Origin of the sequence: Sphingomonas sp., assembly GCF_036387595.1 — a bacterium.
In the GTDB taxonomy this organism is placed as follows: domain Bacteria; phylum Pseudomonadota; class Alphaproteobacteria; order Sphingomonadales; family Sphingomonadaceae; genus Sphingomonas.
Genome location: NZ_DASVTL010000111.1, coordinates 20692 through 37707, shown reverse-complemented (window position 1 = coordinate 37707; position 17016 = coordinate 20692). Strand labels below are relative to the sequence as shown.

The following is a 17016-nucleotide window of genomic DNA, read 5'->3' as shown; positions in this document are numbered from 1 at the left end:
GATACCGATCCGTTCGTCCTGAGGAGCCGCTGAGCGAAGTCGAAAGCGGCGTCTCGAAGGACAGGTGAGACCCACTGTCCATCGAGACGGGCTTTCGCCTGCGCGTGAGGCCTCCTCAGGACGAACAGAAGTAATTCAATTCAACGTCATCATGCTCTAAACGCGCCGCAAATGAACGCCGTCGATGCACGACTACCTCCCCGCAGCGGGAAAATACCGAAAACACCCTGTAGGATGTGACTTCCAGTGATCTTTCGCGCAACCCGCCCCCGCGCGTCGCCTATCCCCGCCCCAGCATGTGGTCGACGAACGCCCCCAGTGTCTTGAACCCCGACAGCCGCATCGCGGTGCGCTCGTCCTTCGATGCGGCGGGGACCAGCGCGCGTTCGAAGCCCAGCTTGGCCGCCTCCTTCAGCCGCAGCGCGGCGTGCGCCACCGGCCGCACCTCACCCGACAGCGCGACTTCGCCGAACGCCACCGCGTCGATCGGCACCGGCCGTTCGGACAGTGCCGAGACCAGCGCGGCGGCCACCGCCAGATCGGCGGCGGGATCCTGCACGCGGTATCCGCCGGCGACGTTCAGATAGACTTCGCAGGCCGAAAAGCTGAGCCCGCACCGCGCCTCCAGCACCGCCAGGATCATCGCCAACCGCCCCGAATCCCACCCCACCACCGCGCGCCGCGGCGTCGCCCCCGATGCCAGCCGCACGGTCAGTGCCTGGATTTCGACCAGCACCGGGCGCGTCCCCTCCAGCGCGGGGAACACGGTGGTGCCGGTCACGCTCTCGTCGCGCTGCGTCAGGAACAGCGATGACGGGTTGGCGACCTCGGTCAGCCCCTCGCCCTGCATCGCGAACACGCCGATCTCGTCGGTGCCGCCGAAGCGGTTCTTGATCGCGCGCAGGATGCGATATTGGTGGCTGCGCTCGCCCTCGAAGCTGAGCACGGTGTCGACCATATGCTCCAGCACGCGGGGGCCGGCGATCGACCCGTCCTTGGTGACATGGCCGACCAGCACCACCGCGGTGCCGCGTTCCTTGGCGAAGCGGATCAGCTCCTGGCTGGACGCGCGCACCTGGCTGACGGTGCCCGGCGCGCCCTCGATCAGGTCGGAGTGCATCGTCTGGATCGAATCGATCACCAGCAGCGCGGGGGGTTTTCCGATCGACAGGGTGGTGAGAATATCCCGCGTCGAGGTCGCCGCCGCCAGCTGCACCGGCGCATCGCCCAGCCCCAGGCGCCGCGCGCGCAGCCGCACCTGGTCGGCCGCTTCCTCGCCCGAGACATAGGCGACGCCCAGCCCGGCATTCGCCATCTTCGCCGCCGCCTGTAGCAGCAAAGTGGATTTGCCGATCCCAGGATCGCCGCCGATCAGCGTCGCCGACGCCTCGACGAACCCGCCGCCCAGCGCCCGATCGAGTTCCGCGATCCCGGTCGCCATCCGCTCGGGAAGCGCGATATCGGCGTTCAGCCCGACCAGCTGGATCGCGCGGCCGCCGCTTTGCAAATTGTGCTTGGCCTGGAACGGCGTCGCATTCATCGGCGCCTCCTCGACCAGCGTGTTCCATTCCGCACAATCGGCGCACTGACCCTGCCACCGCGACGCGACCGATCCGCACGCCTGACACACATAACGCTTCTGGGGCTTGGCCATGCACACCCTCTAGCTGCATGAGAACGATAAGGGAACACCGTGGCCGCGGTAGCCATTTGGCCGCTCGCCCGTTATCCGCGCCGATGATGCAGCCCACCGACCTTCGCGTCGCCGTGTTCAGCGGCAACTACAATTACGTCCGCGACGGTGCCAACCAGGCGCTGAACCTGCTCGTCAGCTATCTGCTGGAACAAGGCGTCGCGGTGCGGGTCTATTCGCCCACGGTTGCCCGGCCCGCCTTTGCGCCGACCGGCGATCTGGTGAGCGTGCCCGCGCTGCGCCTGCCCGGCGGGCGGGGTGAATATCGTTTCGGACTGGGCATCCGTCGGGCGGTGCGCGAGGATCTGGACGCGTTCGCGCCCAATCTCGTGCATGTCGCCGCCCCCGAACTCCTCGGGCACGCCGCGACGCGCTACGCACGGCGCGCCGGAATCGCCTCGGTCGCATCGCTGCATACGCGGTTCGAGACGTATCCACGTTACTACGGCATGCGCTTCGTCGAGCCGTTTGTCGAGCATCTGCTGACCCGCTTCTACAATCGGTTCGATCGCGTGCTCGTGCCGAGCGCCAGCATCGGCGCACTGTTGCAGGAATGGGGCGTGGAGGCACCCATCGGCATCTGGTCGCGCGGGATCGATCACGCGCGGTTCCGGCCCGATCGCCGTGACCTCGCCTGGCGGCGATCACTCGGGATAGCCGACGACGCGACGGTGGTCGGTTTCCTGGGGCGGCTGGTGAAGGAAAAGGGGCTGAGCGTGTTTGCGCGCGTCGTCACCGATCTTCGCCGCCGCGGCGTGCCCCACCGCGTTCTGGTCGTCGGCGAAGGCCCGGCGCTCGACTGGTTCGCGCAGCGGGTGCCCGAGGCCGTGTTCGCCGGCTTCCTCTCCGGCGATGCGCTGGCGTGCGCGGTCGCGTCGATGGACGTGTTCTTCAATCCCAGCGTCACCGAAACCTTCGGCAACGTCACCACCGAAGCGATGGCCGCGGGCGTCCCCGTGGTCGCCGCACACGCGACCGGCGCGGTCGATCTGGTGGTCGAGGGGGAGACCGGCTTCCTGGTTCCCCCCCGCGACATCGCCGGCTATGCCGATGCGATCGCCCGGATCGTCGCCGATCCGCGGTTGCGCCGCGCGATGGGCGAGGCGGGGCACGCCCGCGCCGCCGCCTATCGCTGGGACAGCGCCAACCGGGCCGTCCTCGACGCCTATCTCGCGGTCATGGCCGAGCGTGCTGCCCCCGCTCTGGCGCAGCCGTCCGCCAGAGAAGTCACCGCGGATCCGCCGATCCTGGGGTGCGACGCGTAAATTGCCTATCGCGCGCCGGATGACGGGCGGCACCCCTTCGCCTATCTAGCTCGTCATGGCCGATCTTTTCGCGGGTATCGAACCCGCTCCCCTGCCCGATGCACAACCGGCCGATGCCCCGCTGGCCGATCGCCTGCGCCCGCACACGCTGGGCGACGTCGTCGGCCAGGATCATATCACCGGCCCGGAAGGCGCGATCGGACGGATGATCGCGGCCGGGCGGCTGTCATCCATGATCCTGTGGGGGCCACCGGGCACCGGCAAGACGACGATCGCGCGGCTGCTGGCCGATGCGGTGGATTTGCGCTTCGTGGCGATCTCTGCGGTCTTTTCCGGGGTTGCCGACCTCAAGCGTGTGTTCGCCGACGCGCGCGAACATGTACGGGTCGGCAAGCGCACCTTGCTGTTCGTGGACGAAATCCACCGCTTCAATCGCGCGCAGCAGGACGGCTTCCTTCCTTACGTCGAGGACGGCACCGTCACGCTGGTCGGCGCGACGACCGAAAATCCGTCGTTCGAGCTGAACGCCGCGCTGCTCAGCCGGGCGCAGGTGCTGATCCTGCAGCGCCTGGGCCGCGACGCGCTCCAAAGCCTTCTGGCACGTGCCGAGGCGCTGGTCGGCGAACCCCTGCCGCTCGACGCGTCGGCGCGCGATGCGCTGGTCGCCAGCGCCGACGGGGACGGGCGCTTCCTGCTCAACCAGGCCGAGACGCTGTTCTCGGTCGACCTTCCCGAACCGCTCGATCCGCCTGCGCTCGCCGCCTTTCTGCAACGCCGCGTGGCGGTGTACGACAAGGACCGCGAAGGGCATTACAACCTGATCTCCGCGCTGCACAAATCCATCCGCGGCTCGGACCCGCAGGCGGCGCTCTATTATCTCGCGCGGATGCTGACCGCGGGCGAAGAGCCGCTGTACCTGCTGCGCCGCCTGACCCGTGCCGCGGTGGAGGACGTCGGGCTGGCCGATCCGCAGGCGCTGGTGCAGTGCATCGCTGCCAAGGACACGTTCGACTTTCTCGGCTCCCCCGAAGGCGAACTGGCGATCGCGCAGGCCTGCCTCTACCTTGCCACCGCGCCCAAATCGAACGCGGTCTATGCCGCGCAAAAGGCCGCGTGGCGCGCGGCGAAGGAGACCGGATCGCTGATGCCGCCAGCCAACATCCTCAACGCGCCCACCAAGCTGATGAGGGACATCGGCTACGGCAAAGGCTACGCTTACGACCACGATACCGAAGAAGGATTTTCGGGCGCAAACTATTGGCCCGACGAGCTGCCGCCGCAGCGCTTCTACGAACCCAGCGATCGCGGCTTCGAAAGGCGGCTCGGCGAGCGGCTGGCCCTTTGGGACGGTCTGCGGGACGAGCGGCGGCAGGAACGCGAGGGTGGCTGACCTGGCCTATGGCCGGCGGTGAGGAGCTTCGCCAACTTCGCGGTGATCGACTGGTCCGGTCAGGCCGTCGCACGGCCGAAGGGCCTCGCGCTGGCGCAGGCCCGCGACGATGGTGCGGCTCCGGACCTGCTGAGGCGGAGCGGCGGTTGGTCGCGCCAGGCGATCCTCGACTGGCTGATCGGCCATGCCGACGCCGGAACCGACATGATCGTCGGAGTCGATCTGTCGCCGGCCCTGCCCTTCGCGGATCGTGGCGCCTACTTTCCAGGATGGAATCGTAGCCCCGCCGATGCCCGATCGCTGTGGCGGTTGGTCGATGAAGTCGGTCGGGACGATCCTTTTCTGGGGGCGAGCAGCTTCGTCGCCGATCCTGCGGCCAGCCGCCATTTCCGGCAGCAGCATGGCTGCGGCGACCTGTTCGAAGCGGGCCGGGGCAGGCTGCGCGTGTGCGAGGCGCGGCAGAGAGATGCGGGCCTGTCGCCGTCGAGCTGCTTCAACCTGATCGGCGCGGCGCAGGTCGGCAAATCCAGCCTCACCGGCATGCGCGTCCTCCACCGGCTCGGCGGGCGCGTGCCGGTGTGGCCGTTCGATCCGGTGCCCGCGGAGGGGCCTGTCATCGTCGAGATCTACACCGCGATCGCGGCGTGCGCGGCTGGCATCCGAAAGGGGCTGAGCAAGATACGCGACGCCGCCACGCTGGACGCCGCCTTGGCAAAGCTGGGCAGCGCGGCGCATCAGCCCCTCGCCGGCTACGACGATCACGCGACCGACGCGATCCTGACCGCGGCATGGCTGCGTCTCGCGGTGCGCGATCCGGGAATCTGGCACCCCGCCACGATGACATCGCATATCGCCGCCACCGAGGGCTGGACCTTCGGCGTAACCTGACGCATTGGCGAATCGCGTTTGTTATCGGGGGCTGCCGCTCCCGGGGCCGGTTTAGCTCAGTTGGTAGAGCGCCAGTTTTGTAAACTGGATGTCGCGGGTTCGATTCCTGCAACCGGCACCATCGTTCCTGCGTGATGTTCTTTTCTTCGGAGGCTTAGCGGCTCGGCTTGGTCGACCAGAACCGCGGAACCGTGGCCAAGCCCAAGCCGAAGCCGAAGCCGAAGCACCAGCAGGAGGCGGTGTTGTCGGCTCCTGCCCTCGCCCCGGCATGCGCCGTCGTCGACGAGGCGTCCGAACGGGGTCGCAAGGGCTGATGCCGATGCACCACGTGTCGCCAGTTCACGCATGCGGCGAACAGCGATGATAGTTGTGTAGCCGCTGGTGTCGCGCTGCTTCCGCACCATGTCCCCTGCGGCCCGACGAGCGATGGCGCCTAGCGGCTGCGGCATGCGGGTCCGCCGCCACCGCCCTCATCTCGCTCTCGCGTCGCGCCACGCGCTCTGCCTCGCGTGCGGCCACCCCAGCGTCGCGAGTCGCAGTCCGTGCCGCGGGCCGCTCTGTAATCGTCTCAGGTCGCTCGACGGCACGAGTTTCACGCGCGTGAGCTCGCGCGGCGGCACGCTCAGCAGCGGTGTCGTTCGTCCTGATGCGGACGGTAGCCGATGTGTCGCCGCTCCTACTCTTGTCCACCAGCCTGCCTTGCTCCGCGGGACCGTCGCTCCAGCAGGCGGGGTAGCGGGCACGGCATGGGGGTGCCAGCGCCATTCCCGCCTGTTCGCGCGTTGGGGCTGCACCGAGAAGGAGAAGACCGTGAACCCCATCCATCCAGGCAACGAACCCGACCCCGGCGACATGTCGACCGAACCCGGCACGGCCCCCGACCTGCCAGCCGATCATAGCCTGCCCGATGCCGAGGCGGAGGAGCTGGGCAACTTCGCGTGACGCCCTCGCGCGCGACCCGCGCAGGAGTTCGACCATAAAGAAGCCGACGCCGTTCCTCTGGTGGGACATGTGGGCAGAGGGGTGCAAGACGAGCATGCGCTTGGCCGCGACGATGGTCGCGGCGCCGGTCGTGGTGAACGCCCGCATGCCGATAATCAGGGCTGCGGCTGGCAACCCGCTAACCGGCGACCGGCCCGAGCTCTACAAGATGGTGGCCGAGAAGGCGGAGGCGTTCACGCTTGCGGGCTTGTCGATCACGCGGGACATGCAGGCGATCCAGGCGGAGATGCTGAAGCCGGTGCGATCGGCGAAGTCGGCCGCGGCGCTGCTCGACCTGGAAACGTGCATGCTGGCATGGTCGGGTGCGCCGAAAGCCATAACCCGGTCCCGATCAGCGGGGGTGCTCGGTCGTACCCGACGCGCTTTGCGACCATAGCTGCGCTTCGATTTCTTCGAGATAGTTACGCAGAGTTCGAATGCTCTGCTCGTCATTCAGTCCTGAAACAAGCCGTCGAGCGCGGTCAGCATCGCGTTGAAGTGCAGGTGGTTTCATGGCGTCGGCCTATTTCCGGATCGTCCGCCGAAAACAGGCTTGCCACCGTGGTTACCGGACGATCGGGGATTCGGTAGCGGCGAGCCGAACTTATCCACAGGGATGCCCGGTCGTGCTTGGCAGGAGGCATCGCTGGGGGACGGATCGCAGGGATGTCCTCCCCGGATGGCCCCGGTGATCATCTTCACCGTTGCGTCGAATTCTGCTTTTGTTCTAGCTAAGCGCATGCCATCGCGGCGGTGATTCGACACGGATGGAGACCACCGGCATGCAGCACGATCTGCGGCTGCGCGCGTAATCTACGACGTCTGCTACCCGTCGGAGGAGTGGGCACCACTCGGCTTCGACGAAGCCGAACGCTACGTCACCATCCACTACCGTCAGGCTATGGGCGCTGCCCAACAGGCCGGGTGCCTTATGGCGATCAAGGCGAGCGACTGCCGCTCTTCGCCTCGGCGTGACGCGGCGCAAGGGCGAGCGTCCCATTGCGGTGCATCTCGATACATGGTCCGCAGATCGTCCCGTAGCGCAGGCGATAGCGCCGGGCAGCGGCTGGCTGGACGCATGGCTGGGGGAGAAGGACACGCCCATCGGGCGCTTGTCCAAGTTGAAAGGCATTCCCGGCGGACGCTTGCTTACCATCGCACAAGGCGACCGCGTCTCGCGCACCGAGATAGACGCGCTCGCCCGCGCGTGGTCGATCAGCAGCAACGCCCTGCTCGCGTCGCTGCCCGACTCCACGTGTGTCGTCGAATAACGAGGCGTGGGTTAAGGCGACGACCAGACCCACATCGGCGAGCGGCTGCGGTGCCTCCAGCATTGCGTGCCTGGTCAACGCAGGACGTCATCGTGCCCGCTGCTCTATGCGTATCGCGCGCAGGGAGAAGATCACGCACCCGGTGCATGGTGGGCGTTCCGTCACCGAATTGCTAAACGATGGCACTCAGCATAGCGCTCGTGCTCGGCGTTCGCGAGCGGGGCACACGCTTGGCCTGTCCGGCGGGGCAGCGGGAATCCGCCACGGCCCATGACGGTGTGATCCATTAGGCCGCTAACGTTCGTTCTTCCAACATGCGCACCAGATCAGACGATGGCATCGGACGACCGATGAAGTAGCCCTGCGCCATGTCGCACCCGGCATTACGGAGGAAAGTCAAACATCCCTCATCTTCAATGCCTTCGGCAACGACCTTCAACCCAAGATTATGAGCGAGATCGATCGTGGATCGCACCATCAACTCGTCGGATCGATTGACATGCGCGTGCTGGACGAAGCTACGGTCGATCTTAAGTTCGGACAGGGGTAGCTGGCGCAGATAGGTCAGCGTCGACTGCCCAGTGCCATAATCGTCCAAGGATACAGCAACGCCCCTGTCTCGGAAGCGGCGCAGGTTGGCAGCGGCTTGCTCCGGGTCGGCGAGCGTGGCGGACTCGGTCACCTCGAAGATCAGGCTTGTCGGCGGCACACGTCCGTCATCGAGCAGACGATCCAACGCAGCGCTGAAGCTGGGTTCGGCGATCAGCAGGGCCGACAAATTCACAGCAGCCGTGAGTTCGAAGCCTTGTCGTTGCCATCTCGCCAGATCATCGATCACGCGATCGAGCACGAACATCGTGAGAGGCCCGATCCTATCCGCCTGCTCCGCCAATGGTACGAATAGGTCCGGGCGAAGCATGCCCCGCTCGGGATGGCGCCATCGCACCAGTGCTTCGACGCTGACGATCGTGTCCGTCTTCAACGACAGCTTGGGCTGGTAATGAACCTCGATCTGGCCATCCGCCATGGCCTGATCGAGTTCACCCATGAGAACGAGGCGTCGCTCCAGGTCACCTTGATCGACGCTGCTCTGCAACCAGAACACGCCGCTCGCTATGGCTTCATCGGCAGCGCGTCCGGCAGCAACAAGCCGGTCTTGGATCGGCCCGCTCGCGTCCGAAACACCGAGATGCGTGGCAGCATCGGTGCGCCTTCCGACGATCTCGACAGGCTGGGTCAGGACCGCGCGCAGCCCGGCGATCTGCTCGAACAATTCGGCCGAGGGAAACGACGAAGGAACGGCGAGTTGGCTGTCCGACAGCCGGTAGACAGTAGCGCTTCCGGCCAACCGTAGGCGGTCGGCAATCCGGAGCACGAGATCGTGGCCGGCACGCTCTCCCATGAGCGCTACGACGTTCGTGTAATTACCGATGGCCGCGACGACGATGGCTGCGTCCGACATGTCGCCTAGATCGCGAACCATCGCATGGCGGTTGGGAAGCCGGGTCTCCTCATCAAAGCATCGTTGCTGCTCGAAGCGGCCGACCAGCTGCATGGCCGCACGACCAAGACCGACGATCACGATCAGTGCCAAGCCGGGTGCGAGCGGTTCCATCCGGTGCAAACCGACCTGAGCCGAGACGGCGGCGGCGAATATCAACAGCGGCGCTGCGACCGCTGCAACGAGCGTCGCCCCCTTCGACCGCAGCCATACGATCGGCAGCCCGAGGAGGGCGGCCAGAATGATGCCCAGAATGCCGCTACCCTGGCCAGGGACGCCGGGCAGCAATGTTTCTGCCGCCAACGCCTGGAGGATTACGCCGGGGATGACGCCCCAATGCGGGGTCGCGTAACGGTCGCCCATCTCAACGGCAGTGGCCCCAATCAACACGTCCCGACCGCGCACCTGCGCCGGATCGAACCGCCCCTGCTCCACGGCGACGAAGCTCAGGTGCGGCAGGCCGCGGTGATCGACCGCGAAGTTGATCGGGAAGAAGGTGTCGGCGACGCCCGACCGGTGCGCCATGAAGGACGACAGTGAGGGCCGCGGCTGCCCTGCCGTGATCGTTCCGAATGGCGCACGTCGGACGACGCCATCCGGATCCGGCTGCATGCTGACGGAAGCGAGGGCCACGTTGGGACGAAAGGCCGGCAACGGCAGCGCGTCAATGGAGCGGGCGTCGCCCGATCGTGCCTGTTGAGCGAACGTGGGCAACGCCACCAGACCATCAGCTCGCGCCAGAGCTGCAGCGAAGGCCGTGTCGCCCGATGCGGACGAGGCTGATGAGAAGTCGACATCGAAGGTGACGGAAGCGGCGCCGGCCGTGCGAAGCCGGTCCAGCACGGTTGCATAATGCTCGCGCGGCCACGGCCAGCGGCGGATCGCGGCGACACTGGCTGCATCCATTTCGACAATTACCACCTGTCCGCTAGCCGGCATTGTCCAGGCTGCGATGCGTAAGGGGTCGATCAGGCGATCAAGCCGCCCGCCTGCGCCGCTTATTGCTAGAAAGCACCCGACGGCTAATGCCGACAGCCAGATGGATAGGCGGCCATGGCGAAGAAGGGCTGCCGGCACGATTGATTAGAACGAACGCGAGAGTCGCAGCGACGGGCGTGGGCTCCGGTCACGCGTGTCGAACCGGTCTGCGTTGAGGGGCAGAGCAAGCTCTACCATTCCGTCCCACCGTCCAGTGCCTGCGCGCAGGCCGAAGCCGGTCGAGGCCAGTGTGCCCCCACCCCTGCCCGCCCGAAGGTTCCCAACCGTGCCACCGTCGACGAAGCCATAGAGCTGGGTGCGGTCCACGACGCCGCGAAGAACCCGGCCAGTGTCGAGGCGAAGCTCCGCCGAGCCCATGATTCCTTTGTCCCCGGTGCGCTCGGCATAGTCGTAACCGCGACCGTAGCCAGGCCCGCCAAGGCCGATCTCGGCAGTCGCGAGCAGCGGGCGCGACGCCGCCTGCCCCACCGATGACAGCACCAGCGTCAACGGCCGCGCCACCTTCTTGGTCCACTCCAGCTGGTAGCCGACCGTCACAAAGCGCCCGTCGCCATCGGCGCGCGAGGTCCGCGGATCGCCCTGCCGCGTCACGCCGGATAGCGGCAGACCAGCCGCCACAGATATGTCACCTCGTACGGCACCGCCCGCGACGCTTGCGAAGCCGTTGAGCGAGCCGGTCAACGTCGCGAGGCGATCGTTGCGTAGGAGGCGGCCGGCCAGCATCTGCTCGATAGACACGGCCCGAAACTCGAACGAACTCCACACGCTATGCTCCCGGCGTCGAAGCAGCGGCCGTGAATAGGCGACGGCCACATCCGTGCTACGCCCGACTACATTCAGCGCTGCCAACAAGGCTCCCGGGTTGGAGCGGCCGAAGGATGTAGAGGCTGAGAGAACTGATCCCGCTGCATCGATCGGTGCGCTGTATCGCAACCGCGCGAAGGCGAACTCGTCCGGTTGGACCGGGGTGTTGGCAACGATCAGCCCAAGCTCGTCGCCATCGCTGGCCAGTCCGCGCAAGCTCGCGAGCGCCGTGGAGCGAACCGGCCCCACCTCATCGCTACCACGGTTGTCGACCTGGACATAGGCGCTTGCTCGGTCGCGCTCGATGGTGACCAGCAGGATTCCGAAGCCGTCCTGCCGCAGATAGCGGGTGTCCTTCACCCGCACGCCGGGGATGTCGCCAACGAGGAGCAATGCCCGCTCCAGCGTCGCCTGCCTGACGGGCATGCGCGCAGCCAGCATCTGCACGAGCAGAGCATCCGCAGTTGCGTTACGCGCGCCTATCACCCGAACGGCGTCGATCCGGCCTTGATCCACCGAGACACGCAGCACGCCGTTGCTCATCGACTGGGGCTCGATAGAAGCGGTAGCGAACGGGTAGCCCTGCGCTCGGACGACGCTGGCAACAGCCCCTGCAAGGTTCCGCAGGTCTGAGCGGGTGAGCTCTCGCCCGACCACAGACGCGATGACGTCGGCATAGGACGAGGGATCGATCCCCTGCGCTCCGGTTACAGAGACGGCTGCAACAATCCCGGTCGCCTGCTGAGCGCTGCCCACCGTAGCGACCGGAGCCTCGACCTGTGAGTCTTGCGGGGCGTTCCGGTTTTCTGGCGCGAGCTGGGGCAGCGTCTGCTCGGTGATCGTAGGATCTGCCCGATCGAGCCTCACTTGCGCTGCATGGAGATGCAAAGGTGCAATCGCGACCGCCGCTGCGGCGATCAACTTCAATATTGGGCAGGATAGCCTGTTCGACCCGATCATGGCTGAGGCGGTAGCAAGCCAGCCTTTGTAAAAGGTTAGTGCGCGAAATTAGCCGGGTAACGCCGCAGTTACCAAGCCACGCAATGCCTGGGAAACCCTGCTGGCCTACGCGATCAGCGGTTGAACACGGGCGTATTGTCCCGCTGGAGTGTCATCTTGCGCAAACACCTTCTCGCCGTCTTAGCTGCCTCCTGCTCGACTGCCGCAGTGGCGGGACCGCAGGGCTGGACAATCAGTGAAGCCGTTGGGTCGGTTCAGGTGTCGCACGACGGCATGGTGAAGACAGCTGCCCGCGGTCTCGAGATCGGCTCGGGCGATACCGTCACCGCTGGCAAGGGGGGCCGCGCTGTCCTGGTGCGCGGAACCGAGTTCATGATGGTCGCGCCTAACTCACGGGTCAGGCTGCCTGCCGCCGCGGAAGAGGCGAGCGGATTTACGCGCATTTTCCAGGACTTCGGCAACGTCGTTTTCATGATAAAGAAGAAGATGACACCGCACTTCGAGGTCAAGACACCGTATTTCGCCGCAGTCGTCAAGGGCACCACCTTTAGCGTCAACGTCGCCGAACGCGGCACATCCCTTCAGGTTCTGGAAGGTGCCGTGGAGGTCGCAACCCGCGATGGCGGCGCGCATGATCTGATCACGCCCGGCGCAATCGCAATCGTTTCCGCGAGCAACCAGTTCCGCATGGAAGTCGAGCGTGACGGTGTGCGGACGGTGATCGACTCGCCTGCATCTCCGCCATCTGCGCCCACGCCGGCACCTGCTGCGGCTGCGTCCCAAACCGCGTCTGCGGAGCCTGCTGTAGCTGCCCCCGAGCCGGCCCCTGTCGTTCTCGCTGCCCTGTCACAGCCGGTTTATGCCGCGCCTATTTCGCTGCAGGTGACCACCGGTGGCATGGTGCAGGGCACCGTGGGCCAAGAGACCGCTGCCTTGGCAATGGCCGAAGTGGCCCAAGCGACCCGCGTCGCCACCGAAGCCTCTACAGCCGCGGTGAAGGTGGTTGAGGTCGCCGCTGAGATCGTTGCTACCCAGTCCAAACAGGCGGTCGCCGTAGCCAGCGTCGCCAAGACCAGCGCCGATGCAGTCGCTGCTACGGAGACGACGGCAAGCGCGGACAAGGCCGCGCAGGATGCCGCCGCCGCCGCGGCCCGCTCTGCCGAAGCAGCAGCAAAGGCCAGTGCCGAGCAGGAGCAGGCAGCAGCGGCACGCGCGGCAACCGCTACGGCGGCGCAGGATGGTGCAAAGGCTGCCGCGGCGGCAGCCGACGCTGCGGCTCAAGCCGAGACCGAGCGTGTTGCCATGAACGCGGCCCAGGCCAAGGCTCAGGCAGATGCGGCCGCCGCGGCGAAGGCTGCCGACGATGCACGCAAGGCCGCTGAGGACAAGTCTAGCGAGGACGCGGCCAAGGCTGCGGCACTGGTCGCCGCCAAGGCTGACGACGAGGCGCGACGGGCAGCTGATGCTGCGGCCGCAGCCGAAGCCCAGCGCGTCGCGCAGGAAGCCCAGAAGCAGGCTGCCCAAGCCGCTGCCGACAATGCCGCACGCGCTGCAGTGAAGGCAGCTGACGAAGCAGCGGCAGCTAACGACGCGGCGAGCAGGGCCGCAGCCGAGCAAGCGGCACAATCTGCCGCCAAGGCCGCTGATGACGCTGCCAAGGCATCGAAGGCGTCCGATCAGGCCAACGCCGACAAGGCGGCCCGAGACGCAGAAAGGGCTGCTGCCCAGGAGGCGGCAAAGGCAAGCAGAGACGCCGAGAAGGCGGCGCGCGATGCGGCCGACAAGTCTGCTGCCGAGGCGGCCAGGGAGGCGGACAAGGCTGCGAAGGAGTCGGAGAAAGCGGCCAAGGATGCCGAAAAGGCGGCGGCGGACGCCGAGAAGGCCACGTCAGACAAGGCGGCCAAGGACGCTGCCAAGGCTGCTTTGGACAAGGAAGCTGAAAAGGCGGCAAAGGACGCACAGAAGGCTGCGGACGACGCCGCGAAGGCAGCCTCCGACAAGTCTGCCAAGGACGCTGAGAAGGCGGCGAAGGATGCCGAGAAGGACGCGGCCAAAGCTGCAGCCGATGCTGCCAAGGATCAAGAGAAGGCCGCGAAAGACGCGCAGAAAGCAGCAGAGGATGCCGCGAAGGAGGCCGCGAAGGCCGCAGACGATGCTTCCAAGAAGGCCGGCAAGGATGCGGAAGACGCCGCCAAGCAGGTGATCGAAACTCAGAAGGGTAAGAAGGGCTGAACTGCACTATATCGATACACGAGAGCATTTATGCCCTACCGCGCCGAAGCAGATCACCGCGATAACCGTCGGTATAAGGCGTTTTACTGGCAACCCTGAATCTCGCATCGGGACCGGTGCGCTGCCACATACTGAACCTGTCATACTCTGGAGCGCTCGTGCACGCTGGCACGAACCTGTCTCAAGACCCGCATGTTGATATTCAGTTCGCCGGCACAAAGCGCCGCGGCAGGGTCGTCTGGAATAAGGGTGGTCGTCTCGGTTTCGAGTTCGAGCGAGGCCTGTCAGTTCCTGAGCTGCAAGGGGCGCTAGCGTTCGATAGTGCCCGTGGGTGATCCATCTCTCGAGGCTCTTCCGTCAGCTGGCCGGTGATCGCACGCCGCCGCAGCCCCGACCGCACCTGCTTAGTGGAGCGCTACCAGGCTAAGAGGTGGTTTCGTACCATCGGGTGAGAGGTGCAACATGAACCTTCCCGCGAGCACGGGGTTATTCCGCCTAGGGGCCACGGGGCGAGAGCCATCCAGGCGATGGATCAGCAGTCCTGTCACCCGGCTTTCCTCCACGGGAGAATACCTATGAGCGACAACGACACGAGCGCATTCGGCTTCGACGATCCCAAGCGCGGTCCCCTTGATCGTGCGGCAAACGCGATCACGGGTGGAAGCGGCGGAGTATCGGCAGCGCTGCACGGCGATGATCCAAACCGTGGCCAGCTCGATCGCACCGCGAGTGCGGTTGCGGGTGGAAGCGGTGGCATCGCTGCGGCCAGCGGCACAGCCGTTGGAGGATCGGGCGGCTCGTCGTCAACCGTCTCGGCAATCTTCGATAGCCGAGCCGAAGCAGAACGAGCGTTGGCCGAGCTGCGCCAAGCTGGCGTTAGAGATGAGGCTCTGTCGGTGATCGCCACGAGCGGCAACACGACGACGACGCGCGCTGGCGACGGAGAAATCACGGACGAGCACCATGAGAATTATACGCGTGGCATTCTTGGCGGTGGTGCGCTGGGTGCTGGCCTTGGTGTCCTCGCGCTCGCCATCCCGGGCGTCGGACCGCTCGTCGCGGCGGGAGCGATCGCAGCCTCGGCGGTCCCGGGCGCGATGGCGCTCGGTGCAGCGGCCGGTGTCGCGGCAGGCGCCTTCAACGAAACGCTGAAGGACCATGGCGTCAGCGATGACGACGCGGCCTATTACGGCGACCGGCTCAAGGGCGGCGGCATATTGGTGACCGTCCAGGCGAACAGCGCGGACGCGGCACGAGCCCGGGACGTTCTATTCCGCAACGGGGGACACTCGTCGACCCAGGCGCGCGCCGCGGCGTATTGACGGGCGGCCGGGGGCTTCGGCTCCCTGCCCACCCTTGTCTCAACTGCTGGCAACCTTGGTAGCCCAAGTGGTAAAGCGATCCACCCGGGAGAAATCCCGCGGGTGTGTTGCGTTATTTTATCGCAAGTCCGGGAGAGTATCTTGACAGAATATCGGAACGGAGAAGGCGCTCGCGTCGACAGGCGCGGTGGTGCCGGCAAGACGATAGCGATCATCGTCGTGATCGCCTTGCTGATCGTTGCAGCACTGTTTTTTACTGGGTTCTGGCGGCTCAACACGAGCGGCGAGTTCAAGGCACCTCAGGTTAGCGTCAAGGGCGGCGAGTTGCCGAACGTCGACGTCGACTCGAAGAAGGTCGTCGTCGGGACCAAGGAGACCACCGTGGACGTCCCCAAGGTAGAGACCGAGAAGAAGACGATCGACGTGCCGGTGGTTGGCACGACTGAGGGCAAGAAGGACTGAACCGGTTGGGGAGGGCGTAAGCCGCCCTCCCTTTGGCCGACTGCATCGCACCCGAGCGTCGTCCGGGTGCGGTTCGGAGGCAAGGCAACGACGCTCCCATCTACGCCCGAGAAGCCGACACCTGCGCGTCCGGCCAGGTTAACCCGGCGAACCGAGCCATACGACCGCACGCGTTCTACTCGGGCGAGGAAAGGCCAAAATGGGGAGCGTGATGGCCGGGCATTACCCGTCCTCGGGCGCAAGCCGCTCGGCCATTTCCATCAGGTTCCTGGCGGCATCTCGGTCGGCGGTGTCCTTGAACGCCACATCCAGATCGGGCGCGGCGCCCAGCGTGAACAGCAGCGTCCACAACGCGAATCGTCGGGATCGATCCTTCTCCAAGCCAAGGTCGACGCGCATCCGTTCAACGCCAGCGGCGAGCGCGGCGGGCGGCACCGCGGCCAAGTCGTCGGTGCCGAAATAGCGGCGCATCTGGTCGTCGAGGTCCATGGTGGCCGACTACCCCATTATCGTCGTGCCGCAAGCCAACAACATCGCCCCGATCTTGAGCCGCGCTCCGGCGGCAATCTTAATAGGCAGCGTCACCTGCGGAATGCTGCGGCGCGATCAGGGTGCATGTCTTTACGACGGGTTCTCGCCGCCGTCGGTCATGGCCTGGATGCTCCCGCTAATTGCCGCCCGTCGTTCCCTTGGTTGAGACGTCGGCGGACATTGGAGCCGCAGGAATCAGCGTCACGTCAAGCGTCTCAAGGGGAGTGCGACATGTCGTTGCTTGGTCGATCCAACCTGACTCGGGTATATGGAGGCTTCGCCTGTCCAGCCAGGTTCATCCTGGATGAGGATGACCCACGAAAGTGATAGCGAGCAAATCCACAATCGTGACAGCCGATCGCTGTTCCAGAAGCGATGCTGCTTACATGTGATGCGGGCTGGACTCAGCGCCGCGTCCCGAACCCAGCCCGGCTGTTCTCCCCGTTGTCCGTCCCTCCGCGGCCGGCCAGGACGTTCTCCAGCTCGTCAAGCGTGTGCGGCACGTCCAGGTGTGGGCACCGAGAAACTCGCGAGCCGACCCCCTCGGAACGGCATGCGTCAGCTTGTCGATGTCGACCAGCGCCTTGCCGCGGGCAGCATCTCGATCTCAACAAAGCGCGTCGTCATCTCCGGGTCATGGCCGCGCGATCGTGCCCGGCGCTGAGCCGAACGCACGATCGACGAAATCGCCCGCGTTCGCCCCCACAACCGCGGGCG

The 17016-nt window shown here is 66.0% G+C and carries 16 protein-coding genes and 1 tRNA gene; 13 read left to right on the top strand and 4 right to left on the bottom strand.

The window, feature by feature from the left end; genetic code table 11:
- Window positions 1-280: 280 nt before the first annotated feature.
- The gene (gene radA / locus VF643_RS12775) at window positions 281-1654 is read right to left on the bottom strand and encodes a DNA repair protein RadA (protein ID WP_331043768.1); all 1374 of its coding nucleotides are present in this window, start codon (window positions 1652-1654) and stop codon (window positions 281-283) included.
- Window positions 1655-1740: 86 nt separating this feature from the next.
- Between radA and VF643_RS12770 the strand changes: the two genes are divergently transcribed.
- The 8 genes from VF643_RS12770 (at window position 1741) to VF643_RS12735 (ending at window position 7488) form a co-directional block, all read left to right on the top strand.
- Window positions 1741-2958: a glycosyltransferase family 1 protein gene (locus tag VF643_RS12770; protein WP_331043785.1), complete on the top strand. Its 1218-nt coding sequence runs from the start codon at window positions 1741-1743 to the stop codon at window positions 2956-2958.
- A 55-nt stretch (window positions 2959-3013) separates the two neighbouring features.
- Window positions 3014-4348 (top strand): replication-associated recombination protein A, encoded by a 1335-nt coding sequence (locus VF643_RS12765; protein WP_331043767.1) that lies wholly within the window; start codon window positions 3014-3016, stop codon window positions 4346-4348.
- An 18-nt stretch (window positions 4349-4366) separates the two neighbouring features.
- On the top strand, window positions 4367-5236 hold the full coding sequence (locus VF643_RS12760) for a hypothetical protein (RefSeq protein ID WP_331043766.1): 870 nt from the start codon (window positions 4367-4369) through the stop codon (window positions 5234-5236).
- Between the two features lie 45 nt (window positions 5237-5281).
- Window positions 5282-5357, top strand: a tRNA-Thr gene (locus tag VF643_RS12755).
- 46 nt (window positions 5358-5403) lie between these two features.
- Window positions 5404-5550, top strand: a complete 147-nt coding sequence (locus VF643_RS12750; protein ID WP_331043765.1) for a hypothetical protein — start codon at window positions 5404-5406, stop codon at window positions 5548-5550.
- Between the two features lie 496 nt (window positions 5551-6046).
- Window positions 6047-6178, top strand: a complete 132-nt coding sequence (locus VF643_RS12745) for a hypothetical protein (RefSeq protein WP_331043764.1) — start codon at window positions 6047-6049, stop codon at window positions 6176-6178.
- 94 nt (window positions 6179-6272) lie between these two features.
- A complete protein-coding gene (locus VF643_RS12740) occupies window positions 6273-6614 on the top strand; it encodes a hypothetical protein (RefSeq protein ID WP_331043763.1) in 342 nt (113 codons plus the stop codon).
- Window positions 6615-7188: 574 nt separating this feature from the next.
- Window positions 7189-7488: a hypothetical protein gene (locus VF643_RS12735; RefSeq protein ID WP_331043762.1), complete on the top strand. Its 300-nt coding sequence runs from the start codon at window positions 7189-7191 to the stop codon at window positions 7486-7488.
- A gap of 286 nt (window positions 7489-7774) precedes the next feature.
- Here the strand turns inward: VF643_RS12735 and VF643_RS12730 are convergent, their stop codons facing one another.
- Window positions 7775-9928, bottom strand: coding sequence for a putative bifunctional diguanylate cyclase/phosphodiesterase (locus VF643_RS12730; protein WP_414713859.1), 2154 nt, complete (start codon window positions 9926-9928; stop codon window positions 7775-7777).
- 144 nt (window positions 9929-10072) lie between these two features.
- Window positions 10073-11752 carry a ShlB/FhaC/HecB family hemolysin secretion/activation protein gene (locus VF643_RS12725; protein ID WP_331043760.1) on the bottom strand — a complete coding sequence of 560 codons (1680 nt, stop codon included), beginning with the start codon at window positions 11750-11752 and terminating at the stop codon, window positions 10073-10075.
- A 156-nt stretch (window positions 11753-11908) separates the two neighbouring features.
- Here VF643_RS12725 and VF643_RS12720 point away from each other — a divergent pair, with 156 nt between their 5' ends.
- The 4 genes from VF643_RS12720 (at window position 11909) to VF643_RS12710 (ending at window position 15768) form a co-directional block, all read left to right on the top strand.
- Window positions 11909-13984 (top strand): FecR family protein, encoded by a 2076-nt coding sequence (locus VF643_RS12720; RefSeq protein ID WP_331043759.1) that lies wholly within the window; start codon window positions 11909-11911, stop codon window positions 13982-13984.
- 86 nt (window positions 13985-14070) lie between these two features.
- Window positions 14071-14319: a PilZ domain-containing protein gene (locus VF643_RS16155; RefSeq protein WP_414713858.1), complete on the top strand. Its 249-nt coding sequence runs from the start codon at window positions 14071-14073 to the stop codon at window positions 14317-14319.
- A 516-nt stretch (window positions 14320-14835) separates the two neighbouring features.
- Window positions 14836-15306, top strand: a complete 471-nt coding sequence (locus VF643_RS12715; protein WP_331043758.1) for a hypothetical protein — start codon at window positions 14836-14838, stop codon at window positions 15304-15306.
- 141 nt (window positions 15307-15447) lie between these two features.
- Complete coding sequence (locus VF643_RS12710) at window positions 15448-15768, top strand: hypothetical protein (RefSeq protein ID WP_331043757.1); 321 nt, start codon at window positions 15448-15450, stop codon at window positions 15766-15768.
- A gap of 222 nt (window positions 15769-15990) precedes the next feature.
- On the opposite strand, the gene VF643_RS12705 is transcribed toward VF643_RS12710, so the two are convergent.
- The gene (locus tag VF643_RS12705) at window positions 15991-16257 is read right to left on the bottom strand and encodes a hypothetical protein (RefSeq protein WP_331043756.1); all 267 of its coding nucleotides are present in this window, start codon (window positions 16255-16257) and stop codon (window positions 15991-15993) included.
- Here VF643_RS12705 and VF643_RS12700 point away from each other — a divergent pair.
- On the top strand, window positions 16256-16465 hold the full coding sequence (locus VF643_RS12700; protein WP_331043755.1) for a hypothetical protein: 210 nt from the start codon (window positions 16256-16258) through the stop codon (window positions 16463-16465). The genes VF643_RS12705 and VF643_RS12700 overlap by 2 nt on opposite strands.
- Window positions 16466-17016 lie beyond the last annotated feature (551 nt).

What these genes read in the sequence shown, in the direction of transcription:
- radA (WP_331043768.1), bottom strand. Translation starts at nt 1,654, where the DNA reads ATGGCCAAGCCCCAGAAGCGTTATGTGTGTCAGGCGTGCGGATCGGTC.
- VF643_RS12770 (WP_331043785.1), top strand. Translation starts at nt 1,741, where the DNA reads ATGCAGCCCACCGACCTTCGCGTCGCCGTGTTCAGCGGCAACTACAAT.
- VF643_RS12765 (WP_331043767.1), top strand. Translation starts at nt 3,014, where the DNA reads ATGGCCGATCTTTTCGCGGGTATCGAACCCGCTCCCCTGCCCGATGCA.
- VF643_RS12740 (WP_331043763.1), top strand. Translation starts at nt 6,273, where the DNA reads ATGCGCTTGGCCGCGACGATGGTCGCGGCGCCGGTCGTGGTGAACGCC.
- VF643_RS12730 (WP_414713859.1), bottom strand. Translation starts at nt 9,928, where the DNA reads ATGCCGGCTAGCGGACAGGTGGTAATTGTCGAAATGGATGCAGCCAGT.
- VF643_RS12725 (WP_331043760.1), bottom strand. Translation starts at nt 11,752, where the DNA reads ATGATCGGGTCGAACAGGCTATCCTGCCCAATATTGAAGTTGATCGCC.
- VF643_RS12700 (WP_331043755.1), top strand. Translation starts at nt 16,256, where the DNA reads ATGGTGGCCGACTACCCCATTATCGTCGTGCCGCAAGCCAACAACATC.
- VF643_RS12705 (WP_331043756.1), bottom strand. Translation starts at nt 16,257, where the DNA reads ATGGACCTCGACGACCAGATGCGCCGCTATTTCGGCACCGACGACTTG.